Source organism: Thalassobaculum sp. OXR-137 (genome assembly GCF_034377285.1).
Lineage (GTDB): Bacteria > Pseudomonadota > Alphaproteobacteria > Thalassobaculales > Thalassobaculaceae > Thalassobaculum.
In genome coordinates this window covers 1,085,112-1,111,421 of the sequence record NZ_CP139715.1, presented here as the reverse complement: position 1 = coordinate 1,111,421, position 26,310 = coordinate 1,085,112, and the positions used below count along the sequence as shown (strand labels likewise).

The following is a 26,310-nucleotide window of genomic DNA, read 5'->3' as shown; positions in this document are numbered from 1 at the left end:
CCGACCGGACCGCGACGCCCGGCCCCGATCCGCGACGGGATGGAGCCGGGCCACGCGTTTCCGCCTGATCGGGATCAGGCCGACTTGTTGCGATCCTGGTCGTCGACTTCCTCGAAGTCCGCATCGACCACATCGTCGGCACCGGAGGACTCGGACTTGCCGCCCGCTCCCCCCTCGGCGCCGCCCTCGGCCGGTCCGGCCTCCTGCTGCGCCTTGTACATCGCCTCGCCGAGCTTCATGGACGACTGCTGCAGCGCCTGAAGCTTGTTCTGGATGTCCTCGACGTCTTCGCCGTCCATCGCGGTCTTCAGAGCCGCCAAGTCGGACTCGACCGCCGCCTTGTCCGCCGGATCGACCTTGTCGCCGAAATCGGCGAGGGTCTTCTCGGTGGCATGGATGGCGTTATCCGCCTGGTTGCGCGCCTCGATCAGCTCGCGACGCTTCTTGTCGCCCGCGGCATTCGCCTCGGCATCCTTGATCATCTGCTCGATGTCGTTGTCGGACAGACCGCCGGAGGCCTGGATGCGGATCTGCTGCTCCTTGCCCGTGGCCTTGTCCTTGGCGGACACGTTGACGATGCCGTTGGCGTCGATGTCGAAGGTCACCTCGACCTGCGGCACGCCGCGCGGCGCCGGCGGAATACCGACCAGATCGAACTGGCCGAGCATCTTGTTGTCGGCGGCCATCTCGCGCTCGCCCTGGAACACCCGGATCGTCACTGCGGTCTGGTTGTCCTCGGCGGTCGAGAAGGTCTGGCTCTTCTTGGTCGGGATCGTCGTGTTGCGGTCGATCAGTCGGGTGAACACGCCGCCCAGGGTCTCGATGCCGAGCGACAGCGGGGTCACGTCGAGCAGCAGGACGTCCTTGACCTCGCCCTTCAGCACGCCGGCCTGGATCGCCGCACCGGAGGCGACGACCTCGTCCGGGTTCACGCCGCGGTTCGGGTCCTTGCCGAAGAAGCTCTTCACCGTCTCGATGATCTTGGGCATGCGGGTCATGCCGCCGACCAGGATCACCTCGTCGATCTCGCCGGCGGACAGGCCGGCATCCTTCAGCGCGGCCTTGCACGGCGCGATCGTGCGCTGCACCAGGTCGTCCACCAGGGCTTCCAGCTTGGCGCGCGTGACCTTGATGTTCAGGTGCTTCGGACCGGACTGGTCGGCCGTGATGAACGGCAGGTTCACTTCGGTCTGCTGCGAGGAGGAGAGCTCGATCTTCGCCTTCTCCGCCGCTTCCTTCAGGCGCTGCAGCGCCAGACGGTCGCCGCGCAGGTCGATACCGTTCTCTTTCTTGAACTCGTCGGCCAGGTAGTCGATCAGCCGCTGGTCGAAGTCCTCACCGCCGAGGAACGTGTCGCCGTTGGTCGACTTCACCTCGAACACGCCGTCGCCGATCTCCAGCACGGACACGTCGAAGGTACCGCCGCCGAGGTCGTAGACCGCGATGGTGCCGGACGTCTTCTTGTCCAGGCCGTAGGCCAGGGAGGCCGCGGTCGGCTCGTTGATGATGCGCAGGACTTCCAGACCGGCGATCTTGCCGGCGTCCTTAGTGGCCTGACGCTGGGCGTCGTTGAAGTAGGCCGGGACGGTGATGACCGCCTGGGTCACGCTCTCGCCCAGATAGGCTTCGGCATCTTCCTTGAGCTTGCCCAGGATCATCGCCGAGATCTGCGCCGGGCTGTACTTGGCGCCGTCGATCTCGACCCACGCGTCGCCGTTGTCGCCCGGGACGACCTTGTAGGGGACGAGCTCGTTGAATTTCTTGGAGGCGGCGTCGTCCGCGCGGCGGCCCAACAGGCGCTTGATCGCGAACAGCGTCTTTTCCGGATTGGTCACCGCCTGGCGCTTGGCGGCCTGACCGACGAGACGCTCGCCGCCGTCGGCGAAGGCGACCATGGACGGCGTTGTGCGCGCGCCTTCGGCGTTCTCGATGACCTTGGACGTGGAGCCGTCCATGACGGCGACGCACGAGTTCGTCGTGCCGAGATCGATACCGATAACTTTGCTCATGCGATCCTCTCTTTAGCGGCAGGCGCCAGTGGCCTCGAAAGCGCCGTCGGCGCCCCCATCGGGGACAATTTCAGGATTGGACCGTATATAGTGGGGCCGTTCGCCGACGCAAGCGTTGCCGGAGCCTGATTCGCGCGGCAGGTTGACGACACCATGATCGTTTCCGCCAGTTACAAGACCGACATCCCCGCCTTCTACGGGTCCTGGTTCCGCAACCGGCTGGCCGCCGGCTTCGCCCAGGTCGCCAATCCCTATGGCGGCAGGCCCTTCACCGTGGACCTGCGGCCGGACGTGGCCGAGGCCTTCGTGTTCTGGACCCGCAACGCCGAGCCGTTCCTGGACACGCTGGACCTGCTGGCCGGGCAGCGCCGTCCCTTCATGGTGCAGATGACGGTGACCGGCTATCCCCGGGCGCTGGAGCGCTCGGTGATCGATACCGACCGGGCGGTGGCGCAGATCCGAGAGCTGGCGCGGCGCTTCGGACCACGGTCGGTGGTGTGGCGCTATGACCCGGTGCTTCTCACCGAGCTGACTCCGCCCGAGTTCCACCAGCAGCGCTTCGCGGCCCTGGCAGAGGCCCTCGCCGGATCGGTGGACGAGGCGGTGCTCTCCTTTGCGACGATCTACCGCAAGACCGGCGCCAACCTGAAACGACTGGAGCGCGAGGCGGGGATCGCCTGGCGCGACCCGGAGGAGGGTGAGAAACGGCGGCTGCTGGCCCGGCTGGCGGAGATCGCCCGGGACAGGGGACTCCGGCCGACTCTCTGCGCCCAACCGGACCTGCTGTCGGACGCGATCGAGCCCGCGGCCTGCATCGACATGCGCAGGCTGTCCGACATAGCGGGCAGGGAGATCGCCGGGCGGGAGAAGGGCAACCGGCCGGGCTGCGCCTGTGCGGAATCGCGGGATATCGGCGCCTACGACACCTGCCCGCATGGCTGTCTCTACTGCTACGCCGTCGGCCGCCCGGAAACCGCCAAGCGCAAGCTCAGGGCGCACGATCCCCAGGGCGAGTTCCTTTTTGCGCCGGGTGGCGCCGCCTGAGTTTTCACGCACTCCCTGAATAATCACGGGTGCGTTCCGCCGCGCGGGGTCTCCGACATCTCCCGCCACTCCCCGGATTTATTCCGGGGCAAGGCCAGCCGTCAGGGCGGGCGGCGCAGTCTCATGCCCGATCGTCGACGCCTGCTGACGGGATCGCCCCGGAATAAATCCGGGGAGTGATCAAGAGAAGGAGGAGTGATTGGGGAGGATCGTTGAAACCGCCCGAGAAAACGGGGGAGCCGGTCCGGCCCCCCTTCCCGTCACGCCGTGGTGTCGACCCGCTCGTGGTCGTCCGGCTTGCCGCCCTTCGCCACGCCGACCATCGCCGCGCGCAGCAGGCGGTCGTGCAGCACATAGCCCGGCGCCAGCACCTGAACCACCGTGCCCGGGGCCTTGCTCGGGTCCTCGACCTCGAACATCGCCTGATGCAGGTTGTAGTCGAACTTCTCGCCCAGCGGATTGATGCGCTGGATCTTGTGCTTGTCGAAGGCGGCCAGCACCTCCTTCTCGGTCATCTCCACGCCGACGATCACATTCTTCACCGCATCGTCGAGAGACTCCCGGTCGGCCGGCGCGGAATCCAGGGCGCGGCGCAGGTTGTCGACCGCGTTCAGCAGGTCCTTTGCCAGATCGGCGGAGGCGAACTTGCGCCACTGCTCCTTCTCGCGCTCGGTGCGGCGGCGCAGGTTTTCCGCATCGGCGAGCGCCCGCAGGGCTTGGTCCTTGAGGTGGGCCACCTGCTCTTCCAGTTCGGCGATCCGCACATCGCGCGCATCGGATCCGCCGGCCTCGGTGTCGAACAGACCCTCCTCCGACAGACCCAGGCTTTCGGCGAGCGAGGCCTCCGCCGCCGCATCGTATGAGGACTCGCCGGACGACGGCTGGTCGTTGACGGGCTGCGGGCCGGCGGGCTTCTTCTGGTCGTTCGCCATGATCGCTACTCGTGTCCTGCGGTTGGAAGGTCGGATGACTGTCTGAGACGCGTCTACATCGGTGTCCGCTATGTAAGGCGCAAGGGGTCGGATGAAAACCCGAATCGCCCTGGTCGACCGCAACCGCCGCCAGAAAAGCGCCGCACGCATTGGTTTGCGTCCGGATGCGCCGCAAGACCGGCAGGCCGGACGACCGCTCGGAACCGGGAACAGGAAGGCCGGCACGGGCCTGATCGGCGCCACTTTATGGGCAGTGCGAAAATCTGCGAATGAAAACAGATCACTACAATTGCCGGCCGGTTCGTGATGGCTAGCATGCCAAGTCTGTAGGTGGGGACGTGCGGTTCAGCAATACATGGAGTTAAAAGTGCCCGGCAAACCCAAGACCGTAAAGCTGTTGTGGATCTTTTCGGCCATCTTCAGTCTCTTGGCACCGACCCTGGCAATGGCCGGCGAAGTGACGGTGTTTAATTGTTCCAAGCAGGACGTGCCCTTTACTGTCAAATCCTACAATTCGAACGACACCATTCGGTTCACTCCCTCCGGTAGAGCGACTGTTCGCGCAGGAAATGGTGTTCGCTTCAGCTGTGCGACCGAAGAATGTGTGGCTTATATCCATTATCCTTCGCAAATAATTCCGAATAACCCCCTCGGTATGGGCCATATAGACATTGAGGCCACGAGCACGAGGCTGGAATCAAGACCGAACAAGCGGGCCTTCTGCATGAGGTATGTCTATAATGACAACGGAAAAGTAAAAAGCATTCAATATCTGAATACTGGTGCCAATACCTGTAGCTGTCCGTGACCGTACCGGTCTTCAGGGGGCCCTACCGGTGCTGAAGGGATAACCACTCAGCACGGCAAGGAGGCGGTGGTTGGCGGACCGCCTCCGAATTCCTGCAAGAAAATACGAAAAAATATAAATCATTGCGTTTGATGGTCGGCGGCACTGCCTTCATGGTTCTTCGGGGTCGGGGAAACCCAGTCTTCAGGAGGCCATTTTGAAGCCGATCATACGGGTCCTCGCCCTGGCGGCTCTCGTCGCATCCAGCCCTGCCCATGCAGGAAATTTCACCGTCACCAACTGCACCAAGCACATCGTCGGAAAATTCGACATCAAGGTCTACAACAGCACGGATCTGGTGAGGATTTCCCCGGTGCAGACGGCGATCGTTCCGCGCGGCGAGACCGCGTATTTGAGCTGCGCATCGCCGGATTGCACCTTCAGCATCACGGTTCCGCGAAACGGCTCCTCGTCCGACTCAAACACAAATGGCGGCGCAGCGGGAGTGTTCAGCATGACCTCCAGCGGGACGTCGACCCAGACGTTCACAACGGATATTTCCAACCGGGCCACTCCGCGATCGGCATACTGTATCGAACGTAGATACGACCGCGATGGCGTCCTGATGAACACGTACAACAGCATGGTCGGCAGCCAATGCGGTTGCTAGAGCAGGATCGGAATGATCTGCGCCGGAGATCCGTAGCATTTTTTTGGACTAATGAATTCCGGTTCGCCATGGGGAGGAACAGGTCATGACGGAGTCACCGGCTTTCTTGAAAGCCATCAAACTGCTGCCCGCGCTCATTGTCCTGGTCATGCCGAAATTGGGCGAGGCTGGTGAGTTTGCCGTTCGCAACTGTGCCAATCGCGACGTCCCCTTGAAGGTTAAGAGCTTCAATTCAACAGACACGGTTCGATTTGTGCCCGCCGGCAGTTCCACCATTCGGCAAGGGAGCATCGCTTATCTGCGATGCGCAACACCAGAATGCAGAATAGAAGTTGAATACACCGAACAGATTTCTCCACAATCACAATCAAATCTCCCTACAAATAGTTTTATTGTGGATTTTGATTGGGTGTCTGCGAATTATATTACAACTCCAAGCAAGCGTTATTTCTGTCTAAACTTGAAATACAAAGAAAATGGCGCGATAGCCAGCTCCTGGCGCTATACCACAGGCACGACATCATGTAGCTGCAGTTGACCGACCGCCCCAGGCGCGAGAGATGGCGGTTGAAGCCATGGCGGCGTCGGCCTGACCCAAGCGCAGGTGCCTATCCCAGCAGCCGGCCGATCAGCTTCGCGGTGTAGTCCACCATCGGAATGATCCGGGCGTAGTTCATCCGGGTCGGACCGATCACGCCGATCGCCCCCACGACCGAGCGTTTCTGGTCGTGATACGGCGCGATGATCATCGAGCAGCCGGTGTTGCGGAACAGCTGGTTCTCCGCACCGATGAAGATCTGTACGCCATCGGCCGCCCCGGTGGTCTCCAGCAGGCGCAGGGTGCTCTCCTTCTCCTCGAGCTGCTCGAACAGCCCGCGGATGCGCTCCAGGTCCTCCAGCGCAGTCACGTCGTGCAGCAGCGCCGACTGGCCGCGCAGGATCAGGGTGGAAGCGCCGGGTCCGCCGCCCCAGGTCGCCAGACCCGCCTGCACCACCCGGGAGGTCAGGTCGTCCAGCTCGGCCTTGCGCTGGACGATCTCCTCCTCGATCCGGGCCATCGCCTCGCTCAGCGTCCGGCCGCTGAGGCGCGTGTTGAGATAGTTGGATGCCTCCACCAGGGCCGAGGGCGGCAGGCCGGCGGGCAGTTCCACCACCCGGTTCTCCACCAGGCCGGTCTCGCTGACCAGCACCACCAGGGCGCGCTGGTTGCCCAGGGGCACGAACTCGATATGGCGCAGCGAGCCCTCGTTCTTGGGCGAGACCACCAGCCCGGCGCAGCGGGTCAGCCCGGCGAGGGTGGACGACACCTCTTCCAGCATCTCCGACATGCTGCGGCCGGCGGCGGCGCACTGGCCGTCGATGCTCTCCCGCTCCTCCGGGCCGAGATCGCCGCCGACCTCCAGCAGCCCGTCGACGAACATGCGCAGACCGGCATCGGTCGGCAGCCGGCCGGCCGAGGTATGGGGCGAGAACAGCAGCCCCGCCTCCTCCAGATCGGCCATCACATTGCGGATCGTGGCAGGCGACAGCACCAGGCCCTGCTTGCGGGACAGGGTGCGCGAGCCCACCGGCTCGCCGGTCTCAACATAGGCATCCACCACATGCATGAAGATGCGGCGCGACCGCTCGTTCAGCTGCGCGAGGGTGGTGGACGGCATCATCGTGCCGTCGAAGGAATCTCTCTGCATACCGGCCATGGTAGACCAAAATCTAGGAAGCGCCATGCACCCGGTCAATCCGCCTCGCCACCGGTCCGCGGCACTGGACGTCGAAGGCTCGGATCGCTAGCTTCCGCCCAGATTTCGACCCTGGCCCTCCGCACTGGCCGTCCGCAACGAAAGGCGCCCCCTATGGCATCCGCTCCGACCTCCGGCCAGACCAAGACCGGCTCCCGGCCTTCCGGCCGCGCCGTCGACGAACTGCGCAAGGTGGTTCTGGAACCCGGCTTCGCCAAGCACGCCGAGGGATCCTGCCTCGCCCGCTTCGGCGACACCCATGTGCTCTGCACCGCCACCGTGGAAGAGCGGGTCCCGTCCTGGCTCAAGGGCGGCGGCAAGGGCTGGGTCACCGCCGAATACGGCATGCTGCCCCGCTCCACCCATACCCGCACCGACCGCGAGGCCGCCCGCGGCAAGCAGTCGGGCCGCACCCAGGAGATCCAGCGCCTGATCGGCCGCTCCCTGCGGGCGGTCACCGACCTCGCCGCCCTCGGCGAGCGCCAGATCCGCATCGACTGCGACGTGCTGCAGGCCGATGGCGGCACGCGCACCGCGGCGATCACCGGCTCCTGGGTCGCCCTGCACCAGGCGATCGCCACCCTGAAGCGCTTCGGCGCGGTGAAGAGCGATCCGCTCGTCGACCGGGTGACGGCGATCTCCTGCGGGATCTACAAGGGCGTGCCGGTGCTCGACCTGGATTACGCCGAGGACAGCGACTGCGACGCCGACGCCAATTTCGTGCTGACCGCCGGCGGCGGGCTGGTGGAAGTGCAAGCGACCGCCGAGGGCGATCCGTTCCAGGAAGAGGCCTTCATGGAGCTGCTCCGGCTGGCCCGCAAGGGCACCGACGAGCTCGCCTCGCTGCAGCTCGCCGCGGTGGGCTGAGGAGGCCGATCCCATGGCGCCCCGCAAGCTCGCCGGCGAGACCCTGGTCCTGGCCACCCACAATCCGGGAAAGGTCCGCGAGATCGGCGAGCTGCTGGAACCTTATGGCATGACCGTGGTCTCCGCCGGAGAGCTCGGCCTTCCGGAGCCGGAGGAAACCGGCACCACGTTCATTGCGAATGCGGAACTGAAGGCGCTGGCGGCGGCAACCGCCTCGGGCAAGCCGGCGCTGGCCGACGATTCCGGGTTCTGCGTGGCCGCCTTGGGAGGCGATCCGGGGATCTACTCCGCCCGCTGGGCCGGGCCGTCCAAGGATTTCTCGGTCGCCATGGCGCTGGTCCACGACAAGATGGTGGAGAGCGGCTCCGACGACACGAGAGCCTGGTTTACCTGCGCGCTGACACTCGCCTGGCCGGACGGCCATTGCGAAAGCGTGGAGGGCTATGTTCACGGCACCGCCGTCTGGCCGCCGCGCGGCGGCAAGGGCTTCGGCTACGACCCGATGTTCGTGCCCGAGGGCGACACCAAGACCTTCGGCGAGGGCGACGCCGACTGGAAACACTCGGTGAGCCACCGGGCCGATGCCTTCGCCCAGCTCGTGGCGCGGTGCTTCGATGGCGGATCCGCTGACGACTGACCCCCTCGGACTCTACGTCCACTGGCCGTTCTGCCGGGCGAAATGCCCGTATTGCGACTTCAACAGCCATGTCTCGGACCGCGTCGACCACGCCCTCTGGCGCGACCTGCTCGTGCGCGAGCTGGAAACCCTGGCGCCCCGGGTCGGCGGCGGGCCGGACGGCACCCGGCGGCTGACCAGCATCTTCTTCGGCGGCGGCACGCCGTCCCTGATGGAGCCGGAGACGGCGGCCGCGGTGATCGAGGCGGCACGGGGCCTGTTCAGGTTCAACAACGACGTCGAGATCACCCTGGAGGCCAACCCCACGTCGGTGGAGGCGGCGAAGATGGCGGCGTTCCGGCAGGCCGGGATCACCCGCGTCTCGCTCGGGGTGCAGGCGCTGGACGACGCCTCGCTGCGCTTCCTCGGCCGCGAGCACACGGCGGCCGAGGCGCTGGGGGCCCTGGACTCCGTGCGTTCCCATTTCGACAACGTATCGTTCGACCTGATCTATGCCCGCCCTGAGCAGGACCTCGCGGCCTGGGAAGCGGAGCTGGCCCGGGCGATCGCGCTGGAGCCGGCGCATCTGTCGCTGTACCAGCTCACCATCGAGCCGACGACGCCGTTCTATGCCCGCCACGCCCGCGGCGAGTTCGCGCTGCCCGACGACGACGGCGCCGCCGACCTGTACGACGCGACCCAGGAAATCCTGGGGGCCGCCGGGCTGCCGGCCTATGAGGTGTCGAACCACGCCCGCCCCGGCCATGAATGCCGCCACAACCTGGTCTACTGGCGTTATCAGGATTATCTGGGCATCGGGCCCGGCGCCCATGGCCGGCTGTCGACCGGCGCCCCCGGCGCGCCGAAGACCGGAACACGGATCCATCGGGCGCCGAAGATCTGGCTGGAGCGGGTCGCCCGCGACGGTCACGCCCTGGTGGACGACATACCCATCCCGCGCGACGAGGCGGTGATGGAGGCGGTGCTCATGGGGTTGCGGATCGACGAGGGCCTGACGGCGGACCGGTTCCGCCATCTCTTCGGCGCCGCGCCGACATCCCTGTTCGAGCGGCAGGCGCTGGATACCCTGGCCGATGCCGGCTTCCTGGAGATCGACGGTGGCGGCATCCGCGCCACCGCCGAGGGCCGCGCCCGTCTGGACGCGGTCACCTCACGGCTGCTGCAGCACGCCCTCTAACCTATTGACGATAGAATAAACACGAGCGGATGTTCCCATCCGACCGTGATTCGCCCTAGTTGATCGCGCCCGAGAAGCTGGTCGGGGCCGGATCCACCCGCTCGAATCCGCTGGCGGTCAGCCGCAGGATCGCCAGGCCGCGCTGATTGGTGCCGTCCGCCAGCAGGCGGAACAGCCCGTCGGCGCCGTTGAACCCGGAAGGCTGGGTCAGGCTCTCGATCGCGAACTTCTCCTGCTCCGGCTGCCGCGCCAGCACCGCCGCGAGGCCCACCGCGTCGTAGGCGAGCGAGGCGAGCCCATGGGGCGCGCTGCCGTGGACCGAGCGGTAGCGGTCGATGAACGGCTTGCGACCCGCCGGATCGGGGGCGGCGAACCAGCCGCCGACCAAGGTCGGTTCCCGGCCCAGGGACGGGTCGGCCCACAGCGCCGTGCCGAGATACTTCACCGTGTTCGGATCGATATCGTAATAGGCCATCAGCGGCGCGAGATTCAGAATTGCCTGCCCGCCCTCGGGAACGAGCACCGCGTCGTAGCCGGAGGAACCGCTGTTGGAGGCGGCAAAGCTCTTCACCGTGTCCGACAGGGAGGTGGAGGAGCCCGGCGTATAGGAGCGCATGCGGCTGATGGTGGCGCCGGTCATGGCGGCGGTGTCGCGGGCCGCCTGCATGGCCTCGAAGCCATAGGCGTTGGACGGGGCCAGCACGCCGATGCGGCTGTAGCCGTTGGTGGCGGCGTAGCGGACCACGCGCTCCACCTGCTCGCCCGGCAGCATGCCGAGCACCCAGACCCCGTTCCCGGCGGCCGACCGATCGTTCGAGAAGGACAGGACCGGCACGTTCGCCGCCACCGCCACCGGGCCGACCGCCCGGGCGGAGTCGGAGAACAGCGGGCCGATGATCATGTCGGCGCCTTCGTTGATGGCGGTGCGGGCGACGGCGGCCGCCGTCTGCGGGCTCGAGGCGGTGTCGTAGAAGGCGAGGACGAAGTCGTCGGAGGCCACGTCGAACAGGGCCAGCTCGGCCGCGTTGCGCAGCGCCTTGCCCACCGCCGCCGCGCGGCCGCTCAGCGGCAGCAGGAGCGCGACCTTCGGCGGGCCGGCCTGATCGGGGATGCCCACGGTGCCCGGCACGGGCTCGGTCGGCTTCAGATCCAGGCTGGACGGCGGCTTCACCTCCGCGGTCTTCGGCGGCGGGGCGGTTTCCACCCGCTCGCTCGGTGCCATCGGCTGCTTTGCGCTTGAACATGCCGCCAGAACTGCAACCATGACGGCCAGCGTCGCGCAGAGACCGATCTGCCGTGTCCGGAACCTCATCATGCAGCTTTCCTTCGCTCTGGTCGAAACCCGCAGGTTCCCGTTGTCTGGCCCGTCGGCCCAAGGACCGTCAGATCGTGGCAGACGCTAATCGACACACGCCCCCAAGTAAACGTAACGAGGGGACCGCCAGTTCCGTCAAACAAGCACAGGAAGATGACAGCATCGCGGCAGACCGGCTCCGGCGGCGCCGCCGCGCGCAGAATTGGGGGCTGGCGGCGGAGACCTGGGCCTCCCTCTGGCTGCGCCTGAAGGGCTACCGGATCCTCGCCCGGCGCGCGCGCACCCCGGCCGGAGAGATCGACCTGGTCGCCCGCCGCGGCGACGTGCTGGTGGCCGTGGAGGTCAAGGCCCGCCCGAGCCTGGACGCCGCCGTCGATGCGGTCTCCCTGCGCCAGCGCCTGCGCATCGCCCGGGCGCTCGATCTGGTGGCGGCGCGGGATCCCGACCTCGCCGGTCTCGGCCGCCGTCTCGACCTGATCGCCATGCGTCCCTGGCGCCTGCCGCTCCATCTGGAGGACCTGCACCGCGACCACCGGCCTTACAACCGATGACGGATGGGCGCGAACCCCCTACATATGAAGCCGACGTCACTGGAGTACCGACCGATGCCGCAGCAGTTCCCGTCCCGTCCCACCGATCCGTCGCGAGCCCTGCCGCAGCGCACGCCCGGCGCACGCCCCAGGCGCATGACGCTCGCCCTGGCCGTGCTGGCCGCGCTGGCGGTGCCGCTGGCCGGGTGCACGCCGGTCGGCATGGCGGTCGGTGCCGGAGCCGCGGGCGCCACCGCCGCCCAGACGGAGAAGGGGTTCACCCGCTCTGTCGACGACAGCCGCATCCGGCTCCAGCTCAATGCCAAGTTCTTCGAGACCAATTACGACCTGTTCGCCGACGTCTCCTTCACGGTCGACCAGGGCCGGGTCCTGCTGACCGGCACCGTGACCAATCCCGACGACCGGGTGACCGCCACCCGGCTGGCCTGGAGCGCCGACGGCGTGGTGGAGGTGATCAACGAGCTGCAGGTCACCGACCAATCCTCGCTGACCGATTTCGGCCGCGATACCCGGATCGGCACCGAGCTGCGGGTCAAGCTGCTCGCCGACGACAAGGTCGCCTCCATCAATTACTCGATCGAGGTGGTCAACCAGACCGTCTACATCATGGGCATCGCGCGCTCGCAGAAGGAGCTCGCCCGGGCGATCGGCCATGCCCGCAACATCCCCTATGTCCGTGGCGTCGTGGACTACGTGACGGTGCGCCCGTGACCCCTGGCCCGCAGGCCGGCATGAGCGAAGAGGCGGCGGGGTCGCTCCTGGACGAGGCCGGGAGGGTCTGCGCGGCGGATCCCACCGCGCGGCTCGACCTGGCGCGGCTGGCGCTGGCTCTGTCGGTCCTGGCCCGGCCGGAGGCCGATGTCGGCCCCCAGCTCGCCCATCTTCAGGAGATCGCCGAGCAGGCGGCCGGAAAGGCCCGGAGCGATCCCAGCGAGGTGCTGCCGGCGCTCATGGCGGAAGATCTCGGCTATGCCGGCGACACCGACAGCTACGACGACATGGTCAACGCCGACTTGGCCGCGGTCATCGATCGCCGGCGCGGCCTGCCGGTGGCCCTGGGCATCCTGTACTGCCACGCTGCCCGCGCCGCCGGCTGGGATGCGGCGGGACTGAGCTTTCCCGCCCATTTCCTGATCCGGGTCGACGGCCCCGCGGGCCGGCGCATCCTCGATCCGTTCCATGGCGGGCGGTCGATGGATGCCGGCTCCATGCGGACCCTGCTGCGGCATATGGGGGCGGGCGACGATCTGGCCGCCGAGCACCATCAGGACGTGGCCGACCGGCTGGTTCTGTTACGGTTGCAGAACAACATAAAGCTGCGCCGGCTCCAGAGCAACGACATCGCCGGAGGCCTGGCGGTCCTGGCCCGCATGCGCCGGCTGGCGCCGGACATGGCGCCGCTGGTGATGGAGGAGGCCTCGATCCTGGCGGAGGGCGGGGCGATCGTCGGCGCGACCAAGTCGGTGCGCAGCTACCTCGACGCCGGCTATGGCGCGATTGAAGACCGCACGGAGATGGAGCGGTTCCTCGCCTCCATACAAACCCGCTTGAACTGACCGTCGCGCCGGACGATTGTCGCCCGACGCATTGAACGCACCCACCGAGAGCGAGACGGGGAGAGAACCATGGGCCTTGAGGTCGCGATCCAGATGGACCCGATGGAAACGGTCAGCATCGACGGCGACAGCACCTTCGCCTTGGCGCTGGAAGCCAAGAAGCGCGGGCACAAGCTCTACCATTATCTCCCCAAGCACCTGAGCTTCCGCGATCGCAAGGTCACCGCCCGGGTGGCCGAGTTGGACGTGCGCCGGGTGAAGGGCGACCACTTCACCCTGGGCGAGCGCGGCGTGATGAATCTGGCCGATGTTGACGTGGTGCTCATGCGCCAGGACCCGCCTTTCGACATGTCCTACATCACCGCCACCCATGTGCTCGAGCACATCCACCCCAAGACCCTGGTGGTGAACGACCCGGCCCATGTGCGCAACGCCCCGGAGAAGCTCTTCGTCACCCATTTCGAAGACGTGATGCCGCCGACCCTGATCACCCACGACCCCGAGGAGATCAAGGCGTTCCGGGCGGAGCACAAGGACATCATCGTCAAACCGCTGTTCGGCAACGGCGGCGCCGGCGTGTTCCACATCAAGCCGGACGACGAGAACCTGAACTCGCTGCTGGAGATCTTCACCCAGATGTTCCGCGAGCCGATCATCGTGCAGACCTACCTGCCGGAGGTCCGCCAGGGCGACAAGCGGGTGATCCTGGTCGACGGCAAGGGTGTCGGCGCCATCAACCGCATCCCGGCCGACGGCGAGGCGCGCTCCAACATGCATGTCGGCGGCCGCGCGGTGAAATGCGAGATGACCAAGCGCGACCACGAGATCTGCGAGATCATCGGCCCGGAACTGAAGAAGCGCGGCCAGATCTTCGTCGGCATCGACGTGATCGGTCGTTACCTGACCGAAATCAACGTGACCTCCCCCACCGGCATCCAGGAGCTCAGCCGCTTCGACGGCATCGACGTGCCCGCGATGCTGTGGGACGCGATCGAGGAGAAGCTCTAGGCTTCGCTCCGACGTCAGCACCCCAGCGCGGCAAAGGCCTCGGCCGGGTCGCCGATGGCCTCGCGGCCGGCGAAGAAGTGCAGGCGGACGCGGACTTCCAACTCGTATATCGGCACCCGGGTGGCGCAGAAATCCGCCGCCCGGTCCAGATCCTGGTCCATCGTGAAGGCCACGACCGACCGCCCCCGGCCGATCGCCACGATCTTGAAGTAGCCCGATGGGACCACATGCGGCTCGTCGGCCCCGGGCAACGACGGCATCGGGCGCTCGTAGAGCGGCCCGGTCACCACATGGACCGTTCCGCCCATACCGGTGGCCAGCGCCCGCACCGCCGTCTCCAGCCGGACCCACGGCCCCTGGTTCAGCGCGCTCGCCTGCGGGGTGATGTTCGACAGGTAGTTGGTGGTCGCCCAGCTCTCCATTCCGGCAAAGGAAGCGAGCGGTGCCTGATGGCCGCGGTCCGTCTTCAGGATGGCTGCCGCATCCCGGTAATCCTCGGGCTCCAGGGTCGCACTCTCCGGCAGATCCGGATCGGCTTTCCATGTCCGGGTGCGGCTGGGACCGAAATTGCGGGCGTCGACCGTATAGGCAATCCAGTCGGCGAATTTGGTGACCGGGTTGTTGGACAGGGTATAGGCCGGCCGGACGATCACTTGGTTCGCCAGGGTTCCGGACCCCTGCGGGCAGGCGCCCATGCAGGCCTCGGTGACCAGCATCTGCCCGGCGGCCGGAAGGCAGAGCGGCAGTGTCGCGCAGAGGACCGTCAGCCAAACGGCGATCCGATGCATGACTCCCTCCCGATCGCTGAAACCGGGAGGGAGTATGAGTAATTTAATACTCAGAGTCGAGTAATATGATACTCAATCAGGCCGTGTCTGCGGGTCACTCGGCGGTGATCACCGTCATGACCAGCTTGCCGTCCGGCTTGATCGGACCGTCTTCCTTGGCGCCGAGGGTGTATTCGAAGATGCCGGTCTTCGACCCGCCGGCCTCGCTGTGGACCATGAGCATCAGCATCTCGCCGGATTTCACCGGCTCCGACAGCAGAGCGGTGACATGGGCGTTCTCGCCCTTCTTCAGGGGCGCGTAACCGACGACCGGGCCGGGCTTGTGGTCGGCGCCCGTGCGGTGAACCACGAGCCAGCCGTTCTCCGGCGCCATGACCTGCATGGCGGTCACCGAGCCTTCGGCCACCGACTGGTTCGACACCTTGACGTCGGCGTGGTCCATGGCCTGGACCGTGCCGCCGAAGGCGAGGCCGCTGAAGAGGACGGAGGCGATCAGGCTGTGTTTCGCGAAAGTGGCGGTCATGTCGTGAATCCTCGTTCGTCTGTTCTCGGGTGCGCCGGGTGTGGGGATCCGGCGCCGGCTCCCGTTGAAGCCGAGAGCAGATACGGAGGGTTTCGCGATAGGTTTCAGATCCGGACGCTTTTTTTCCGACCGCTCAGTCGCCGGCCGGGATCAGGGTCCCGTGCAGGGCCGGACCGGTAGGCCTGCCGGTGGGCGAGCCACCGGCGGGCTCGACGCTGATTCCGAAGGTCGCCCGGCGCAGCAGAGCCGGATCGTACTGCTCCAGCCGCTTGCGGGTCGCGCCGGAGACGTCCTCGACAAGGCCGAGCGAGCGCGGCACCGGCGAGATGCCCTCGCCGACGATCCAGAGCTGGTAGGTTCTGTTCTCCACCGGCTCCGCCGTGACCGGTCGGATGGTGAGTTCCCGGCTCTCCAGATCGACCGAGAGCAGGAACCGCGGCTGGGTGTCCCCGTCATGGAAGACCGCCACGAACGTCTGGGACTCCGGGGCCGGCGCCAGCACCGTCTCGCGCATCAGCAGCACTCCCGCCAGGCAGGCGGCGAGCGCCGCGGAAGCGACGGCGGCGGCCCGCCAGCGCCCGAGCCGCCGACGCACCCGGTCGAGTTCGCTCCCGTCCGGCCCCGGCGCATCGAGCGCGGCGTCGATCGCCGGGAACAGCCGGGCCGGCGGTGCCACCGGCGTGACCTCGTCGAGCATCGGCGCCAGCCGCGCCTCCCAGGCGGAGATCGCCGCGTCCAGAGCCGGCTCGCGCTGGCGGCGTGCGGCCACCGCGGCGCGCTCGGCGGCGTCCAGCGTGCCGAGCGCGTATTCGGCGGCCAACAGGTCGATGTCCTCGCCCTCGGTCATGGTGCCAGGCAGTCCTTGAGCTGCTTCAGGCTGCGGTGCAGCCAGGTCTTCACGGTGCCCACCGGCTGGCCGAACCGATCCGCCAGTTCCTGCCGGGACAGGCCGTCGAGATAGGCGAGCCGCACCAGGCGGGCCCGGTCCCCCTCCAGCAGATCCAGGCACCGGTCCAGCCGGGCACGGTCTTCGCCGGCCTCGGCGGCGGCCAGGGCCGAGGGCGCCGGATCGGCCGCGCGCTCCAGGGCGATGTCGTCGGAGACCGTCACCGGGCGGGCGCGCCGGACCTCGTCCAGGGCCCGGTTCCGCGCAATGGTCGCCATCCAGGTGATGGGGGACGCCCGGCTCGGATCGAAATCCCCCGCGCGCTGCCAGATTTTCACATACACGTCCTGCGCCACCTCGTCGGCCTCGTCCCGCCGCCGCAAGATACGCAGGACGATGCCATAGAGTTTCGGCGCGGTCGCATCATAGAGGAGGGCGAAGGCCTTTCGGTCGCCGCCGGCCACCCGGGCCAGCAGTTCCGATATGTCCGAGCCCGATGCGAGCATCGCCCGTTTCGCCTCCCACGTGTTCCGATCGGGGCGTGCCGACCCGGACAGGGAGGTGGCGCGCGCGGGAGGAAGTCAAGGGGTGGCGCGTGGAACGGCCCGTCAGCCGCCGCGCCCGCGATAGGCCAGCGCCTCGGCCACGTGGATCCGGCTGACGGTTTCCGACCGGTCGAGATCGGCCAGGGTGCGGGCGACCTTGAGGACCCGGTGATATCCCCGCGCCGACAGGTGCAGCTTTTCCGCCGCCCGCCGCATCAGATCCCGGCCCGGGACGTCGGGCTCGGCCACGGCGGTCAGCAGCTCGCCATTGGCGTCGGCGTTGGTGCGCACCGCCCCGCTCGGATCGAGCCGGCGGTAACGTTCGGTCTGCACGGCGCGGGCCGCGGCCACCCGGGCGGCGACGGCGGCGGTGCCTTCCGCCGGCGGCGGCAGGGACAGATCCGCCGCGGACACCGCCTGGACGTCTATGACGAGATCGAAACGATCTAGAAGGGGACCGGAAAGCCGGCTCTGATAATCGCCGCCGCAGCGCGGGGCGCGCGAACAGGCGCGGGCCGGGTCGGCCAGATGGCCGCAGCGGCAGGGGTTCATCGCCGCGACGAGCTGGAAGCGGGCCGGATAGGTGACGTGATGGTTGGCCCGCGCGATCACCGCCTCGCCGGTCTCGATCGGCTGGCGCAGGGCATCCAGCACCGGGCGCGGAAATTCGGCCAGCTCGTCCAGGAACAGCACGCCGCGATGGGCAAGCGACACTTCCCCCGGTTTGGCCCGGATGCCGCCGCCGACCAGGGCGGGGGCGGAGCTGGAATGGTGCGGGTCGCGGAATGGGCGGCTGCGCTCGATCCGCCCTTCCTTCAGAATGCCGGCAACCGACCGGATCATCGAAACTTCCAGCGCCTCCGCCGGGGTGAGCGGCGGCAGCAGGCCGGGCAGGCGGGCGGCCATCATCGACTTGCCGGCCCCCGGCGGGCCGACCATGAGGATGTTGTAGTCAATTACAGAAATGATTATATTCTGAGTAAGGAGATTCGGCGATGACCTCACCCCAGCCTCGTGCCTATAGCTACGTCCGCTTTAGCCGCCCTGAGCAGCTTCGAGGTGACAGCCTCAGGCGCCAACTCGATGCTTCCCGCGAATACGCCGAGAAGCACGGCCTCGAACTCGACGACTCGCTCCGAGACCTTGGTGTGAGTGCATATCGAGGCGTGCACAGAGAGCGTGGTGCATTGGGCGCGTTTCTCGATCTTGTCGAGGCCGGAAAGGTGCCGCGCGGAAGTATTCTGATTGTCGAAAGTCTTGATCGCCTCAGTCGTCAAAATGTCTTCGACGCGCTCGATCAATTCTCCGGGCTAATCCGCGCTGGTATTGAGATCGTCACCTTAGCTGACCATCAGCGCTACAGCCGCGAATCTATAGTTAAGAACTGGTCGCAGCTTCTCATTTCCATTGGGGTGATGGCACGCGCTCACGAAGAGAGCCAGATGAAGTCGGACCGGCTGGGATCGGTCTGGAGAAAGAAGAAGGAACTTGCCGCTGAAGGGAGCATTGTCACGTCGCGGGCGCCAGCGTGGTTGCGTGTCGTGGATGGGAAATTCCAGCCCATCCCTGAGCGTGCTGCCGTCGTCAGGCGAATTTTTCAGGAGGCTGCGGACGGTGTCGGCGCGTACTCGATCACTGCCAGATTGAACCGCGAAGGGGTGCAGCCGTTTGGCCGGTCGCGCGGCTGGCAGCAGTCGTACGTGACAAAGATCCTAAATAACCCCGCGGTAACGGGCACATACCAGCCGCACAGCAAGCGGAGCGGGAAGCGCGTCCCGGAAGGCGCACCGGTCCTCGACTACTTCCCGGCGGTGGTTGATGAGGCACTGTTCTGGCGGGCACGAGCGGCGGCACGCGAGCGCAATGTCAGACCCGGCCGGGGAGCCGGTCGCAGAGGCAAGAACTTCGCTAACCTTTTTAGCGGGCTTGCAAAATGCGAGTGCGGCGGGACCATGATCTACCTCGATAAGGGCAACTCCGCGAAATCCGGTGGTCCGTACCTCACGTGCGATTCCCGCCAGCGCGGCCTAGGTTGTGGGCACGCGCGGCATTGGAAGTACGCGTCGACAGAGCGCAGCATCTTGACGGCGCTCCGTCGCGTCGACTGGTCACGCGTAGTCACGACGAACGACGCCAACGCAGCGGCTGAGTTGGCGCAGCGGGTCGAGGGCTTGCGGGCGCAGATCGCCGACACTGAGGACGGCCGGAAAGAATGGGCCGTTCTTGTAGAGAAGAAAGTTCAATTCGCAATCGACCGAGTCTTAGAGCTAACCGACACCCTCGACCGCCTCGATTCCGAACTCAAGGCGGCTGAGGAAGAGTGGCGGGCGGCAACGGCAACGGCGGCCGATGCACGAGAGAGGGTGGATCTGGTTGCCGAAATGTGGCGGCAGCAGGAAGAGCTTGAGGGCGAGGACCGGTACCGGCTCCGTGCACGCATCAATCAGGAACTCAGGCGGGTCTTGGAACGGCTTGAGTTTGGAGATAGCGACGTACTCGCACTGTATCGTCGGCGGAAGAGGCCCCGTGCGGCAATGGTGGACTATGGGGCTTTCGGGTTTTCGCTGTTGAAAGGAGAGGGGCGGATTTTGAAAGCGTCGGCTGACGATATTGCGGCCGTCGAATATGCCGAATGGCTTGAACAACAAGAAGCCGCGAAATCGAATTCCTTGTGATCAGCGATACGGCATGCGCAAACTAGAAAAGGCCCGGATACAACGCCGGGCCTTTTCGTTGAACTCTTGTTCTTCGGAATCGTGGGATCGAGAAGGCGCCAACCTTCTGGATCGACAGTAACGCAGGGACGAACGATGACTGCCCTTCCTATTTGTATTGTATCTGCTGGCTTCGCCAACCGCAATCAGTCTTGGCGTCGGCGCGGAAGCATTCTGTCCGCTATGGATGATGTTCTGCCGCCCGACGAATGGCAGATGGCTCAGCGGGATATCCCGGCATATGACGTTCACCGAGCGGACGAGATCATCGCTGCCCGGCTAATCTTGGGCGGTATCGACCCGGCCGAGGTCTTCTACGAAGATGACCCACTCGTCGGTGAAACTGTGGTGGCGATGGACGGCTCCGGGCTGCGGCGAGTACGGGAGGGCGGTCGGCTGCGCAGGTGGCAGGGATTTCCGTCTCAGTCGCTCGCACGAAAAAAGGAGCAAGCGCGGCAGTACGGCGCCTTCACGAGAGTGACCGGGATCAACCGGACGGAACAGGTTCGTCTTACTCCGCCTCGGCATCAGATCCCTCTTCGTGAGATCCGCGCCGCGCACTCGTCGACAAGCCGTGACCTGAACAACCTTGTGCGTCTCGCTGTGCGGAAATCTAGCGTCGTCGTCGACATGGTTAGCGCGCATTTTGCGAAGGATGCACAAGCGACGGGCACGGCATATCAACACTTTCACCTAGTGGCGAGAACCGCAGCCGACGACCTAGACGACTTTAAGAGCGTCTTTATTGAAAATGGATGGGATATCTGGACTGCTGTCGACAACGAAGAAACAGATCATTCAATCTATGGCCTTCCGCAGTACCTATCGGGCGGTCTAGCGGCGACGGCTTCCGACGACTGGACGCACGCCGAACTTGCGGAGATCTATCGGCAGACCAAGGGGCTGGCGCTGTGCCGTGCCGTTGGCGAGTTCCGAAGGTTCCTTCATGAGCTTAACGCTTGTGATCAGGTCGTTGACCGGAACGGCGACATCCGCGCCCGTTGGCACCGTGGCAATCCTGTGCGCCGCCCTGACTGGCTTTTCCGGTCCGCGGGGTTTCGCGCCCTTTTCGTCACGGAGTGGGACTATGGCGATGGCGTGAAACGCCCGGCCATCGTCGTTTCCGGGCGGACAGGCGTATCAGCGCGAGAAATCGAGTCCGTGTACGATCTACGGAATAATACGGCTATCCCGAAACACGTTCATGACCAGCAGCGGCCCGAAGATCCGCCTCCGGAACCTACGCCGATGGAATCGGAGGACGAACAGGTACCGTTCTGACCCCTCCGCCTACTGAGTAGCCCTCCAAACAGTCGACCGATCAACGCCGAGAATAGCGGCGACCGAAGCGCATGAGTGGCCTTCTGCTCTGAGGTTCTTCGCGTGCTCGCGCTGATGAGAGGTCAGCGCCGGGCGCCGACCGAGGCCGACACCTCGCTTCTTGGCGGCGGCCATCCCGGCCTTCACTCGCTCTCGAATCGTCTCACGTTCGAACTCCGCCAACGACGACAAGATCGAGTAGACAAGCCTGCCCGTCGCCGTGGAAGTATCCACACCGTCCGACAGTGACCGCAGACCAACACCGCGTTGACTGAGGTCTTCTGCCATGTTCGCGAGGTGAACGACCGATCGTCCGAGCCGGTCGAGGCGCCAGATCACAATCACGTCGCCGCGTTCGACGGTAGCAAGCAGCCGGTCTAGCCCCGGCCGGTCGGAACATGACCCGCTGATGCCCTGATCAGTGAAGATATCCCCATCGGCAACACCGGCGGCAAGAAGCGCATCAGTTTGTAGGCCGAGGTCCTGATCGTCGGTCGAAACACGTCCGTACCCGTAAATTCTTCCCATCTTGCAGTCTCCATTGTGCAACAGCCTTATGCAACATTGTAGTCTGCAGAAATTCTAGATTCTAGTTTTGTTGCAAAAGGAAATCCTTCTGCATCAATTCTATTACCGACTGTTAGGTTACTTCGACTTCCTTGCTTTATTGCATGACGATCCCGGATATTGGTGAGGAGCAAGCTATGTTCTTGTCTGCCGACAGGAACTCCTGACCACTCCCTTCGGTCGCGTTCAGGCTTGCGGGGGCTTTGCCCCTCGACCCCTTGGAGACGCTGTACGTGCCGCAGGACGCCATCGCCACCGCCGCCCCCCGACGCTGCCATCTTGGCGGCCGTCCTCGTTCGCTTGCCCCTCGGGAGGCACGCGTAACGGTGCGGTTCTCGGCGTCTGAGCTTGCCCTCGTGGCCGATGCAACGGACGGCATCCCGCTTTCCGAGGTGATCCGTGATGCGGCGCTCAGGCGTCGAGGGCGTCGGCGCGTCGTCGTGCCTGCGGTGAATGGTGCGGCCTGGCAGGCGTTGGCGCGATCGGCTGGCAATCTCAACCAGCTTGCCCGCGCAGTCAACGGAGGTGCCGTCCTCGACGCGGCCGAGATCGAACCTCTTCTCATTCGCATGCGAGAAGAGGTTCAGGCCCTCCGTCGCGGTCTGATCGGCCTTCCTGCCGAGGAGGATTCTGGATGATCGGGAAGCTCATCAAAGGCAGCGGCTCGCGCGGCCTCATTAACTATCTGCTCGCAGACCGCGACCACAACGGCGACGATCGCCCGCGCGTCGAGATCATCGGCGGCACTCTCACTGGCCGCGACACTCGCTCGCTGGCCGCCGAGTTCGGTCAGCTTCACCGGCTCCGGCCCGGACTTGGTCAGCACGTCGCCCACCAGAGTCTTCGCCTTCACCCCGACGACCCGCGCCTCACAGACGCCGAGTGGTCGGACCTTGCTTCTCAGTGGGCCGACGGGATGGGCTTTGAGGCATTCGTCGTCGTCGGCCACGGCGACGATCACGTGCACGTCGCCGCCAGCCGGATCAGGCTGGATGGCTCCGTCGTGTCGGACACCCACGATTTTCGCCGGTCGGAGGCGCTTGTTCGGCAGCTTGAAGTGCGGTTCGGGCTGATCCGCGTCGAGGCCTCACACCTTCTGGAACCCGAGCGCACCGAAGGGCATAGGAAGGCGCCAACGATGGCGAGGATCGCTTTGTCCGAGAAGGGCATCGCGGTTCCGAGCGAACAGGTCGCCGACATCATCGACGCCACTCTCAGCCGGTCCGTGACCGTCACCGAGTTTATCTCGACCTTGGAGGCGGCGGGCATTGAGGTTCGGCCGAATCTCGCATCGACGGGCAAGCTCAGCGGTTTCGCCTACTCCCTTGACGGCACGGTGCTCACAGCTAAGGCGTTGGGCCGGGGCTACACGCTCAGGAACCTCGTCAAGAAGGGGTTGGACTATGAGCAGGACAGAGACCTACCGGCGCTCACAGCGGCACGCCAACGAGCAGCGGATGGACAGCTTGAAAGAACGGATGACCACTCTGACAGCACTGCACCGGGAAGTGCAGGAGCAGACGGAGGCGTTGGCCGACGCGCCGGAGAGCTTGGCCGGGGCCTTGATGCCACTCGCGGAAGCGCTGGCCAAGCTGACAGAGGAGACGGGGGAAACGCTCCGTCAGGTCGTTCAGCAGGCCAAGAGGGGGCACCAGGCGGCCTTGAAAGAAGTAAGGAACTCCACGGAGCAAGCCACGGCGGCGGCGAAAGCTCTGCAATCCCGGCTTCACCGGCTGGAAGCGGTGGCGGCGCGCCTGGAGGAGATAACAGCGGAACCGCCACCGCCGCCCCCGAGTCCGTGGCCACCGGCAATAACATCAGGGGCGATGGCGATTCTGGCGGTGACGGCGTTAGCGTGGCGGGCGGGACTGCTGTAGCCGAGATCCGCCCCGCGAAGGCCGCCGCCGACATCAAGGGCGCCATCTGGCGGACGGCCTACGGCGCCGACCTCGACGAGCGGCTGAAGGCTCACCTACGGTTCGTCGACCGGCAGGCTGCCGCCGTTTATCTCCACGACGGCTCCGTCGTCCGCGACCTCGGCAACCGGATTACGACCTCTCGCTCTACACCAGCCGCAATCGACATCATGATCGCTGAGGCCAAGGCGAAGGGCTGGACGAGCGTCGAGTTTACCGGCTCCGACGAGTTCAAAAAGGCCGCCGCCGTCGCCGCCATCGCCGCCGGGCTGGACGTATCCAACCCGGAGTTGGCCGATATCGTTGCGGCCGAGAAGGCGAAGCTCGCCGAGGCCAAGCTGACGCCCGGTCCGAGCGTACAGGAGCTCCGCGACATCGCCGCATTGCCGCCGGGCGGGAAGACCGAGGCCGCCGTTCGCCAGCAGCTTGCCGCTCTTGGCGTCGGCCGGTTCGAAGTCGGCGTCATTCCGTATCGCGGCGCGCCCAAGGAAATGAAGCCGCACCGGACGCGAACCTTCGATGCCGAGACTGCCGTCAAATCCCTGGGCTGGCTCCGGCGGCAGAATCAGGCGGGATACGACATCTACATCCGTCCGGCGCCGCTCGATGATGACCGGTGCCATCCGCTGATCTTCATCGACGATATCACGGCCGAGGCCCTCGGTCGGATGCGCACCGATGGCTACGAGCCCGCCCTCGTTGTCGAGTCGTCGCCCCGCAACTTCCAAGCATGGGTTCGGATCGGCACGGAACCCATCGGCCGCGACGAGGCAACCGAGGTAGCGAGACAGCTAGCGAAGCGCTACGGCGGCGACCCCGGCGCGGCGGATTGGCGGCATTATTCGAGATTGTCCGGCTTCACCAACCGGAAGCCGTCGCGGTTGCAGTCGTCGGGCCTGCCTCCCTTCTGCCGCCTCCATTCTGCCGATGGCGTCACGGCGACCAAGGGCGCCGAGTTCCTGACTTGGATTCGGGCCGCCATGTTCGAGCGGCAGCAGCAGGAAGAACGCGTTGCCGCCCGCGCCCGCCAGCTACAGCGCGACCAAGCGCAATTTCGGCGGCCGGATGGTTTGAAGGACGCCGTTTCGTCGTTCCTCGAGATCCGGCAGCGCATCGCGACGACGAAACCGGATGGCAGCCCTGACGAGAGCCGCCGCGACTTCGGGGCCGCCGTCCGTCTCCTCGAGCACTATCACCCCGACCAGATCGCCGCCGCGCTCCGCAACTCGCCCGACATTGCGAAGAGGAAGAGGAATATCGAAGAGTACATCCGCCGCACGATCGAGGCCGCCGAACGTGAGTACGAGCGGCAGCAGCAGGCCCGCGCAGCGCAGGCGGTAGCGTACCGCCCACGGCCTCGACCGGCTCCCGGACGGGAGGTGCGGCGATGACCGAGGCGTTCACCGACTACGTTCCGGATTGCGACCACAAGGTTGCGGACGTTTTGACTGACCTGCTGGCAGAGCCTTGTCCTGCCTGCGGCCGAGAACTGGATTACGAAACTGAGGACGCACCGAGCATCCGCACCGTCGCCGTCTGCTGTGGGTGCGGATGGCGAGAGGCAGGCCGCGCCGCCGAGGACGTGCTGGCCGACCTATTGGCCGAGATCGAGGTAGTCAACGCCGACTTGGCCGAGATCGTCGCCGAGGGCGAGGGGGTGGGCTATGTCTAAGCGCCCTCCTAAGAGCCGGATTCCGGGATGGCTGTACGTTCTAGCGTCGCCTGCCATGCCCGGCCTTCTCAAGGTCGGATACACCAACAGAGATCCGCGTGTCCGGGCCATTGAGATCGCCGACGCGACGGGCGTTCCCTGCGCTTACGTCCTTCTCCATAAGCAGGCTGTCGAGGGCAACGCTGAGAAGTTAGAGGGCATCGTTCACGCCCTCTTAGGCGACCGGCGGCCGTCGCCTAATCGGGAGTTTTTCTACTGCACCTTGGACGAAGCCAAGGCGGCGATCGACGCGGCCGTGGCGGGCCGGAAACCGCCCAAGGAGCCGCTGGCATTGGCGATCACCCTTCCGGACGGCTGGCATGCTCCGGTGGCCCCAGCGCAGCGCCTGGCGTCATCTAGGGCCGGTCAGAAGCAGGGCCGGGACTTCGGTGATGTCGGCAGCATCGCGGACATGGTGGCGTTCGCGGGCGGTGCATCATGACTGGCCTGCCAACCACTGATCGCGTCTGGTGCATCCGGGATTGCCGGGTTGGCCTCGGAACCATCCGGAGCAAGCTGCCGCACACGGATCTAGAGTTCTCCGCTGGACGGGCGCGCCTGCACGAACGCGAGGCCGTGGAAGCCGTCCGCGACATCATCGAAAGAGTGGCCCCGTGGGTGACGGCGTACCTTGGGCCGCAGCTTTGGAGCAATCCGAAAACCGACAACGCGGATGACTATGAGCTAATGAATAAAAAGCGATATGGCCGGATTAATGGCGCTGCATCATATAAAGATCCTGTAATTTACATTAGACTTAGTCAGTCTATGCCCGATGTTCTTGCTACTGCCTACCATGAGTTATTTCATATCATTGATCTGTTGCTTTCCAAGGAGCAAAGGAAAATGGTTGCCCGCGACGTAATACGTGGTCGTGACTATCCTGGCGGATACTATCAGGAAATAATGGAAAGACGGGCTAGGGCTTTTGAGTATTTCGCTCTTTCCATCGAAGAGGGGCGGAGAAATATAATAAGAGGAACAGCGGAAGAAGTTTTTGAAGAGATATATTGTGGTGCATTCGCTGCACAGCTAGCGGCAGCTTAGGAGG

Annotated in this window: 28 protein-coding genes and 1 pseudogene; 19 read left to right on the top strand and 10 right to left on the bottom strand. The window is 65.5% G+C overall.

Annotated elements, in window-relative coordinates; translation table 11 throughout:
- Positions 1 to 74: 74 nt before the first annotated feature.
- Positions 75 to 2,009, bottom strand: a complete 1,935-nt coding sequence (gene dnaK, locus T8K17_RS05245; protein ID WP_322333451.1) for a molecular chaperone DnaK — start codon at positions 2,007 to 2,009, stop codon at positions 75 to 77.
- 153 nt (positions 2,010 to 2,162) lie between these two features.
- On the opposite strand from dnaK, the gene T8K17_RS05240 reads away from it, so the two are divergent.
- A complete protein-coding gene (locus T8K17_RS05240; protein WP_322333450.1) occupies positions 2,163 to 3,053 on the top strand; it encodes a DUF1848 domain-containing protein in 891 nt (296 codons plus the stop codon).
- A gap of 260 nt (positions 3,054 to 3,313) precedes the next feature.
- Here T8K17_RS05240 and grpE read toward each other — a convergent pair whose 3' ends face one another.
- Complete coding sequence (gene grpE, locus T8K17_RS05235) at positions 3,314 to 3,985, bottom strand: nucleotide exchange factor GrpE (RefSeq protein ID WP_322333449.1); 672 nt, start codon at positions 3,983 to 3,985, stop codon at positions 3,314 to 3,316.
- A 91-nt stretch (positions 3,986 to 4,076) separates the two neighbouring features.
- On the opposite strand from grpE, the gene T8K17_RS05230 reads away from it, so the two are divergent.
- From T8K17_RS05230 to T8K17_RS05215, 4 genes are all read left to right on the top strand, one after another.
- On the top strand, positions 4,077 to 4,292 hold the full coding sequence (locus tag T8K17_RS05230; protein ID WP_322333448.1) for a hypothetical protein: 216 nt from the start codon (positions 4,077 to 4,079) through the stop codon (positions 4,290 to 4,292).
- Positions 4,293 to 4,352: 60 nt separating this feature from the next.
- A complete protein-coding gene (locus T8K17_RS05225) occupies positions 4,353 to 4,793 on the top strand; it encodes a hypothetical protein (RefSeq protein WP_322333447.1) in 441 nt (146 codons plus the stop codon).
- 196 nt (positions 4,794 to 4,989) lie between these two features.
- The gene (locus T8K17_RS05220) at positions 4,990 to 5,442 is read left to right on the top strand and encodes a hypothetical protein (protein WP_322333446.1); all 453 of its coding nucleotides are present in this window, start codon (positions 4,990 to 4,992) and stop codon (positions 5,440 to 5,442) included.
- 85 nt (positions 5,443 to 5,527) lie between these two features.
- Positions 5,528 to 5,980, top strand: coding sequence for a hypothetical protein (locus tag T8K17_RS05215; RefSeq protein WP_322333445.1), 453 nt, complete (start codon positions 5,528 to 5,530; stop codon positions 5,978 to 5,980).
- A gap of 70 nt (positions 5,981 to 6,050) precedes the next feature.
- Here the strand turns inward: T8K17_RS05215 and hrcA are convergent, their stop codons facing one another.
- Positions 6,051 to 7,130, bottom strand: a complete 1,080-nt coding sequence (gene hrcA, locus T8K17_RS05210) for a heat-inducible transcriptional repressor HrcA (protein ID WP_322333444.1) — start codon at positions 7,128 to 7,130, stop codon at positions 6,051 to 6,053.
- 162 nt (positions 7,131 to 7,292) lie between these two features.
- On the opposite strand from hrcA, the gene rph reads away from it, so the two are divergent.
- The 3 genes from rph to hemW are packed head-to-tail and all read left to right on the top strand — an operon-like array spanning position 7,293 to position 9,859.
- Complete coding sequence (gene rph / locus T8K17_RS05205) at positions 7,293 to 8,045, top strand: ribonuclease PH (RefSeq protein WP_322333443.1); 753 nt, start codon at positions 7,293 to 7,295, stop codon at positions 8,043 to 8,045.
- A 13-nt stretch (positions 8,046 to 8,058) separates the two neighbouring features.
- Positions 8,059 to 8,682: an RdgB/HAM1 family non-canonical purine NTP pyrophosphatase gene (gene rdgB / locus T8K17_RS05200; protein ID WP_322333442.1), complete on the top strand. Its 624-nt coding sequence runs from the start codon at positions 8,059 to 8,061 to the stop codon at positions 8,680 to 8,682.
- Positions 8,660 to 9,859, top strand: a complete 1,200-nt coding sequence (gene hemW, locus T8K17_RS05195; RefSeq protein WP_322333441.1) for a radical SAM family heme chaperone HemW — start codon at positions 8,660 to 8,662, stop codon at positions 9,857 to 9,859. The genes rdgB and hemW overlap by 23 nt, the downstream gene beginning before the upstream one ends.
- Before the next feature lie 55 nt (positions 9,860 to 9,914).
- Here hemW and T8K17_RS05190 read toward each other — a convergent pair whose 3' ends face one another.
- Complete coding sequence (locus T8K17_RS05190) at positions 9,915 to 11,081, bottom strand: penicillin-binding protein activator (protein WP_322333440.1); 1,167 nt, start codon at positions 11,079 to 11,081, stop codon at positions 9,915 to 9,917.
- A 254-nt stretch (positions 11,082 to 11,335) separates the two neighbouring features.
- Here T8K17_RS05190 and T8K17_RS05185 point away from each other — a divergent pair, with 254 nt between their 5' ends.
- The 4 genes from T8K17_RS05185 (at position 11,336) to gshB (ending at position 14,289) form a co-directional block, all read left to right on the top strand.
- Positions 11,336 to 11,725, top strand: coding sequence for a YraN family protein (locus T8K17_RS05185; RefSeq protein WP_322334926.1), 390 nt, complete (start codon positions 11,336 to 11,338; stop codon positions 11,723 to 11,725).
- Positions 11,726 to 11,779: 54 nt separating this feature from the next.
- Positions 11,780 to 12,436 carry a BON domain-containing protein gene (locus tag T8K17_RS05180; protein WP_322333439.1) on the top strand — a complete coding sequence of 219 codons (657 nt, stop codon included), beginning with the start codon at positions 11,780 to 11,782 and terminating at the stop codon, positions 12,434 to 12,436.
- Between the two features lie 20 nt (positions 12,437 to 12,456).
- Positions 12,457 to 13,281 (top strand): transglutaminase-like domain-containing protein, encoded by an 825-nt coding sequence (locus tag T8K17_RS05175; protein ID WP_322333438.1) that lies wholly within the window; start codon positions 12,457 to 12,459, stop codon positions 13,279 to 13,281.
- A 69-nt stretch (positions 13,282 to 13,350) separates the two neighbouring features.
- Positions 13,351 to 14,289: a glutathione synthase gene (gene gshB, locus T8K17_RS05170; protein WP_322333437.1), complete on the top strand. Its 939-nt coding sequence runs from the start codon at positions 13,351 to 13,353 to the stop codon at positions 14,287 to 14,289.
- A 14-nt stretch (positions 14,290 to 14,303) separates the two neighbouring features.
- On the opposite strand, the gene T8K17_RS05165 is transcribed toward gshB, so the two are convergent.
- The 5 genes and pseudogenes from T8K17_RS05165 to T8K17_RS05145 form a co-directional block, all read right to left on the bottom strand.
- Complete coding sequence (locus tag T8K17_RS05165) at positions 14,304 to 15,077, bottom strand: DNA/RNA non-specific endonuclease (protein WP_322333436.1); 774 nt, start codon at positions 15,075 to 15,077, stop codon at positions 14,304 to 14,306.
- A gap of 94 nt (positions 15,078 to 15,171) precedes the next feature.
- Positions 15,172 to 15,600, bottom strand: a complete 429-nt coding sequence (locus T8K17_RS05160; protein ID WP_322333435.1) for a hypothetical protein — start codon at positions 15,598 to 15,600, stop codon at positions 15,172 to 15,174.
- Positions 15,601 to 15,733: 133 nt separating this feature from the next.
- A complete protein-coding gene (locus T8K17_RS05155; RefSeq protein WP_322333434.1) occupies positions 15,734 to 16,447 on the bottom strand; it encodes an anti-sigma factor domain-containing protein in 714 nt (237 codons plus the stop codon).
- Positions 16,444 to 16,992, bottom strand: a complete 549-nt coding sequence (locus T8K17_RS05150) for a sigma-70 family RNA polymerase sigma factor (protein WP_322333433.1) — start codon at positions 16,990 to 16,992, stop codon at positions 16,444 to 16,446. Before T8K17_RS05150 ends, T8K17_RS05155 begins: the two co-directional genes overlap by 4 nt.
- A 102-nt stretch (positions 16,993 to 17,094) precedes the next feature.
- Positions 17,095 to 17,982, bottom strand: a pseudogene (locus tag T8K17_RS05145) (YifB family Mg chelatase-like AAA ATPase); the annotation flags it as partial.
- Positions 17,983 to 18,026: 44 nt separating this feature from the next.
- Between T8K17_RS05145 and T8K17_RS05140 the strand changes: the two are divergent.
- Together T8K17_RS05140 and T8K17_RS05135 are read left to right on the top strand one after the other, a co-directional pair.
- Complete coding sequence (locus tag T8K17_RS05140) at positions 18,027 to 19,706, top strand: recombinase family protein (RefSeq protein ID WP_322333432.1); 1,680 nt, start codon at positions 18,027 to 18,029, stop codon at positions 19,704 to 19,706.
- Positions 19,707 to 19,841: 135 nt separating this feature from the next.
- Positions 19,842 to 21,026, top strand: coding sequence for a hypothetical protein (locus T8K17_RS05135; RefSeq protein WP_322333431.1), 1,185 nt, complete (start codon positions 19,842 to 19,844; stop codon positions 21,024 to 21,026).
- A gap of 9 nt (positions 21,027 to 21,035) precedes the next feature.
- Here T8K17_RS05135 and T8K17_RS05130 read toward each other — a convergent pair whose 3' ends face one another.
- Positions 21,036 to 21,593 carry a recombinase family protein gene (locus T8K17_RS05130; protein WP_322333430.1) on the bottom strand — a complete coding sequence of 186 codons (558 nt, stop codon included), beginning with the start codon at positions 21,591 to 21,593 and terminating at the stop codon, positions 21,036 to 21,038.
- A gap of 272 nt (positions 21,594 to 21,865) precedes the next feature.
- Between T8K17_RS05130 and T8K17_RS05125 the strand changes: the two genes are divergently transcribed.
- The 5 genes from T8K17_RS05125 to T8K17_RS05105 are packed head-to-tail and all read left to right on the top strand — an operon-like array spanning position 21,866 to position 26,306.
- A complete protein-coding gene (locus T8K17_RS05125; protein ID WP_322333429.1) occupies positions 21,866 to 22,270 on the top strand; it encodes a hypothetical protein in 405 nt (134 codons plus the stop codon).
- Entirely contained in the window at positions 22,267 to 24,939 is a 2,673-nt protein-coding gene (locus T8K17_RS05120) for a DNA-primase RepB domain-containing protein (protein ID WP_322333428.1), read from the top strand. The genes T8K17_RS05125 and T8K17_RS05120 overlap by 4 nt, the downstream gene beginning before the upstream one ends.
- Positions 24,936 to 25,220, top strand: a complete 285-nt coding sequence (locus T8K17_RS05115) for a hypothetical protein (protein ID WP_322333427.1) — start codon at positions 24,936 to 24,938, stop codon at positions 25,218 to 25,220. The genes T8K17_RS05120 and T8K17_RS05115 overlap by 4 nt, the downstream gene beginning before the upstream one ends.
- Positions 25,213 to 25,701, top strand: coding sequence for a GIY-YIG nuclease family protein (locus T8K17_RS05110; RefSeq protein WP_416153170.1), 489 nt, complete (start codon positions 25,213 to 25,215; stop codon positions 25,699 to 25,701). Before T8K17_RS05115 ends, T8K17_RS05110 begins: the two co-directional genes overlap by 8 nt.
- Positions 25,698 to 26,306, top strand: coding sequence for a hypothetical protein (locus T8K17_RS05105; protein WP_322333425.1), 609 nt, complete (start codon positions 25,698 to 25,700; stop codon positions 26,304 to 26,306). The genes T8K17_RS05110 and T8K17_RS05105 overlap by 4 nt, the downstream gene beginning before the upstream one ends.
- Positions 26,307 to 26,310 lie beyond the last annotated feature (4 nt).

Excerpts from the sequence above, each read along its gene's own strand:
- dnaK (WP_322333451.1), bottom strand. The coding sequence starts at position 2,009 with ATGAGCAAAGTTATCGGTATCGATCTCGGCACGACGAACTCGTGCGTC.
- T8K17_RS05240 (WP_322333450.1), top strand. The coding sequence starts at position 2,163 with ATGATCGTTTCCGCCAGTTACAAGACCGACATCCCCGCCTTCTACGGG.
- grpE (WP_322333449.1), bottom strand. The coding sequence starts at position 3,985 with ATGGCGAACGACCAGAAGAAGCCCGCCGGCCCGCAGCCCGTCAACGAC.
- T8K17_RS05230 (WP_322333448.1), top strand. The coding sequence starts at position 4,077 with ATGAAAACCCGAATCGCCCTGGTCGACCGCAACCGCCGCCAGAAAAGC.
- T8K17_RS05215 (WP_322333445.1), top strand. The coding sequence starts at position 5,528 with ATGACGGAGTCACCGGCTTTCTTGAAAGCCATCAAACTGCTGCCCGCG.
- hrcA (WP_322333444.1), bottom strand. The coding sequence starts at position 7,130 with ATGCAGAGAGATTCCTTCGACGGCACGATGATGCCGTCCACCACCCTC.
- rph (WP_322333443.1), top strand. The coding sequence starts at position 7,293 with ATGGCATCCGCTCCGACCTCCGGCCAGACCAAGACCGGCTCCCGGCCT.
- rdgB (WP_322333442.1), top strand. The coding sequence starts at position 8,059 with ATGGCGCCCCGCAAGCTCGCCGGCGAGACCCTGGTCCTGGCCACCCAC.
- hemW (WP_322333441.1), top strand. The coding sequence starts at position 8,660 with ATGGCGGATCCGCTGACGACTGACCCCCTCGGACTCTACGTCCACTGG.
- T8K17_RS05190 (WP_322333440.1), bottom strand. The coding sequence starts at position 11,081 with ATGGCACCGAGCGAGCGGGTGGAAACCGCCCCGCCGCCGAAGACCGCG.
- T8K17_RS05180 (WP_322333439.1), top strand. The coding sequence starts at position 11,780 with ATGCCGCAGCAGTTCCCGTCCCGTCCCACCGATCCGTCGCGAGCCCTG.
- T8K17_RS05175 (WP_322333438.1), top strand. The coding sequence starts at position 12,457 with ATGAGCGAAGAGGCGGCGGGGTCGCTCCTGGACGAGGCCGGGAGGGTC.
- gshB (WP_322333437.1), top strand. The coding sequence starts at position 13,351 with ATGGGCCTTGAGGTCGCGATCCAGATGGACCCGATGGAAACGGTCAGC.
- T8K17_RS05165 (WP_322333436.1), bottom strand. The coding sequence starts at position 15,077 with ATGCATCGGATCGCCGTTTGGCTGACGGTCCTCTGCGCGACACTGCCG.
- T8K17_RS05160 (WP_322333435.1), bottom strand. The coding sequence starts at position 15,600 with ATGACCGCCACTTTCGCGAAACACAGCCTGATCGCCTCCGTCCTCTTC.
- T8K17_RS05155 (WP_322333434.1), bottom strand. The coding sequence starts at position 16,447 with ATGACCGAGGGCGAGGACATCGACCTGTTGGCCGCCGAATACGCGCTC.
- T8K17_RS05150 (WP_322333433.1), bottom strand. The coding sequence starts at position 16,992 with ATGCTCGCATCGGGCTCGGACATATCGGAACTGCTGGCCCGGGTGGCC.
- T8K17_RS05140 (WP_322333432.1), top strand. The coding sequence starts at position 18,027 with ATGACCTCACCCCAGCCTCGTGCCTATAGCTACGTCCGCTTTAGCCGC.
- T8K17_RS05135 (WP_322333431.1), top strand. The coding sequence starts at position 19,842 with ATGACTGCCCTTCCTATTTGTATTGTATCTGCTGGCTTCGCCAACCGC.
- T8K17_RS05130 (WP_322333430.1), bottom strand. The coding sequence starts at position 21,593 with ATGGGAAGAATTTACGGGTACGGACGTGTTTCGACCGACGATCAGGAC.
- T8K17_RS05120 (WP_322333428.1), top strand. The coding sequence starts at position 22,267 with ATGATCGGGAAGCTCATCAAAGGCAGCGGCTCGCGCGGCCTCATTAAC.
- T8K17_RS05115 (WP_322333427.1), top strand. The coding sequence starts at position 24,936 with ATGACCGAGGCGTTCACCGACTACGTTCCGGATTGCGACCACAAGGTT.
- T8K17_RS05110 (WP_416153170.1), top strand. The coding sequence starts at position 25,213 with ATGTCTAAGCGCCCTCCTAAGAGCCGGATTCCGGGATGGCTGTACGTT.
- T8K17_RS05105 (WP_322333425.1), top strand. The coding sequence starts at position 25,698 with ATGACTGGCCTGCCAACCACTGATCGCGTCTGGTGCATCCGGGATTGC.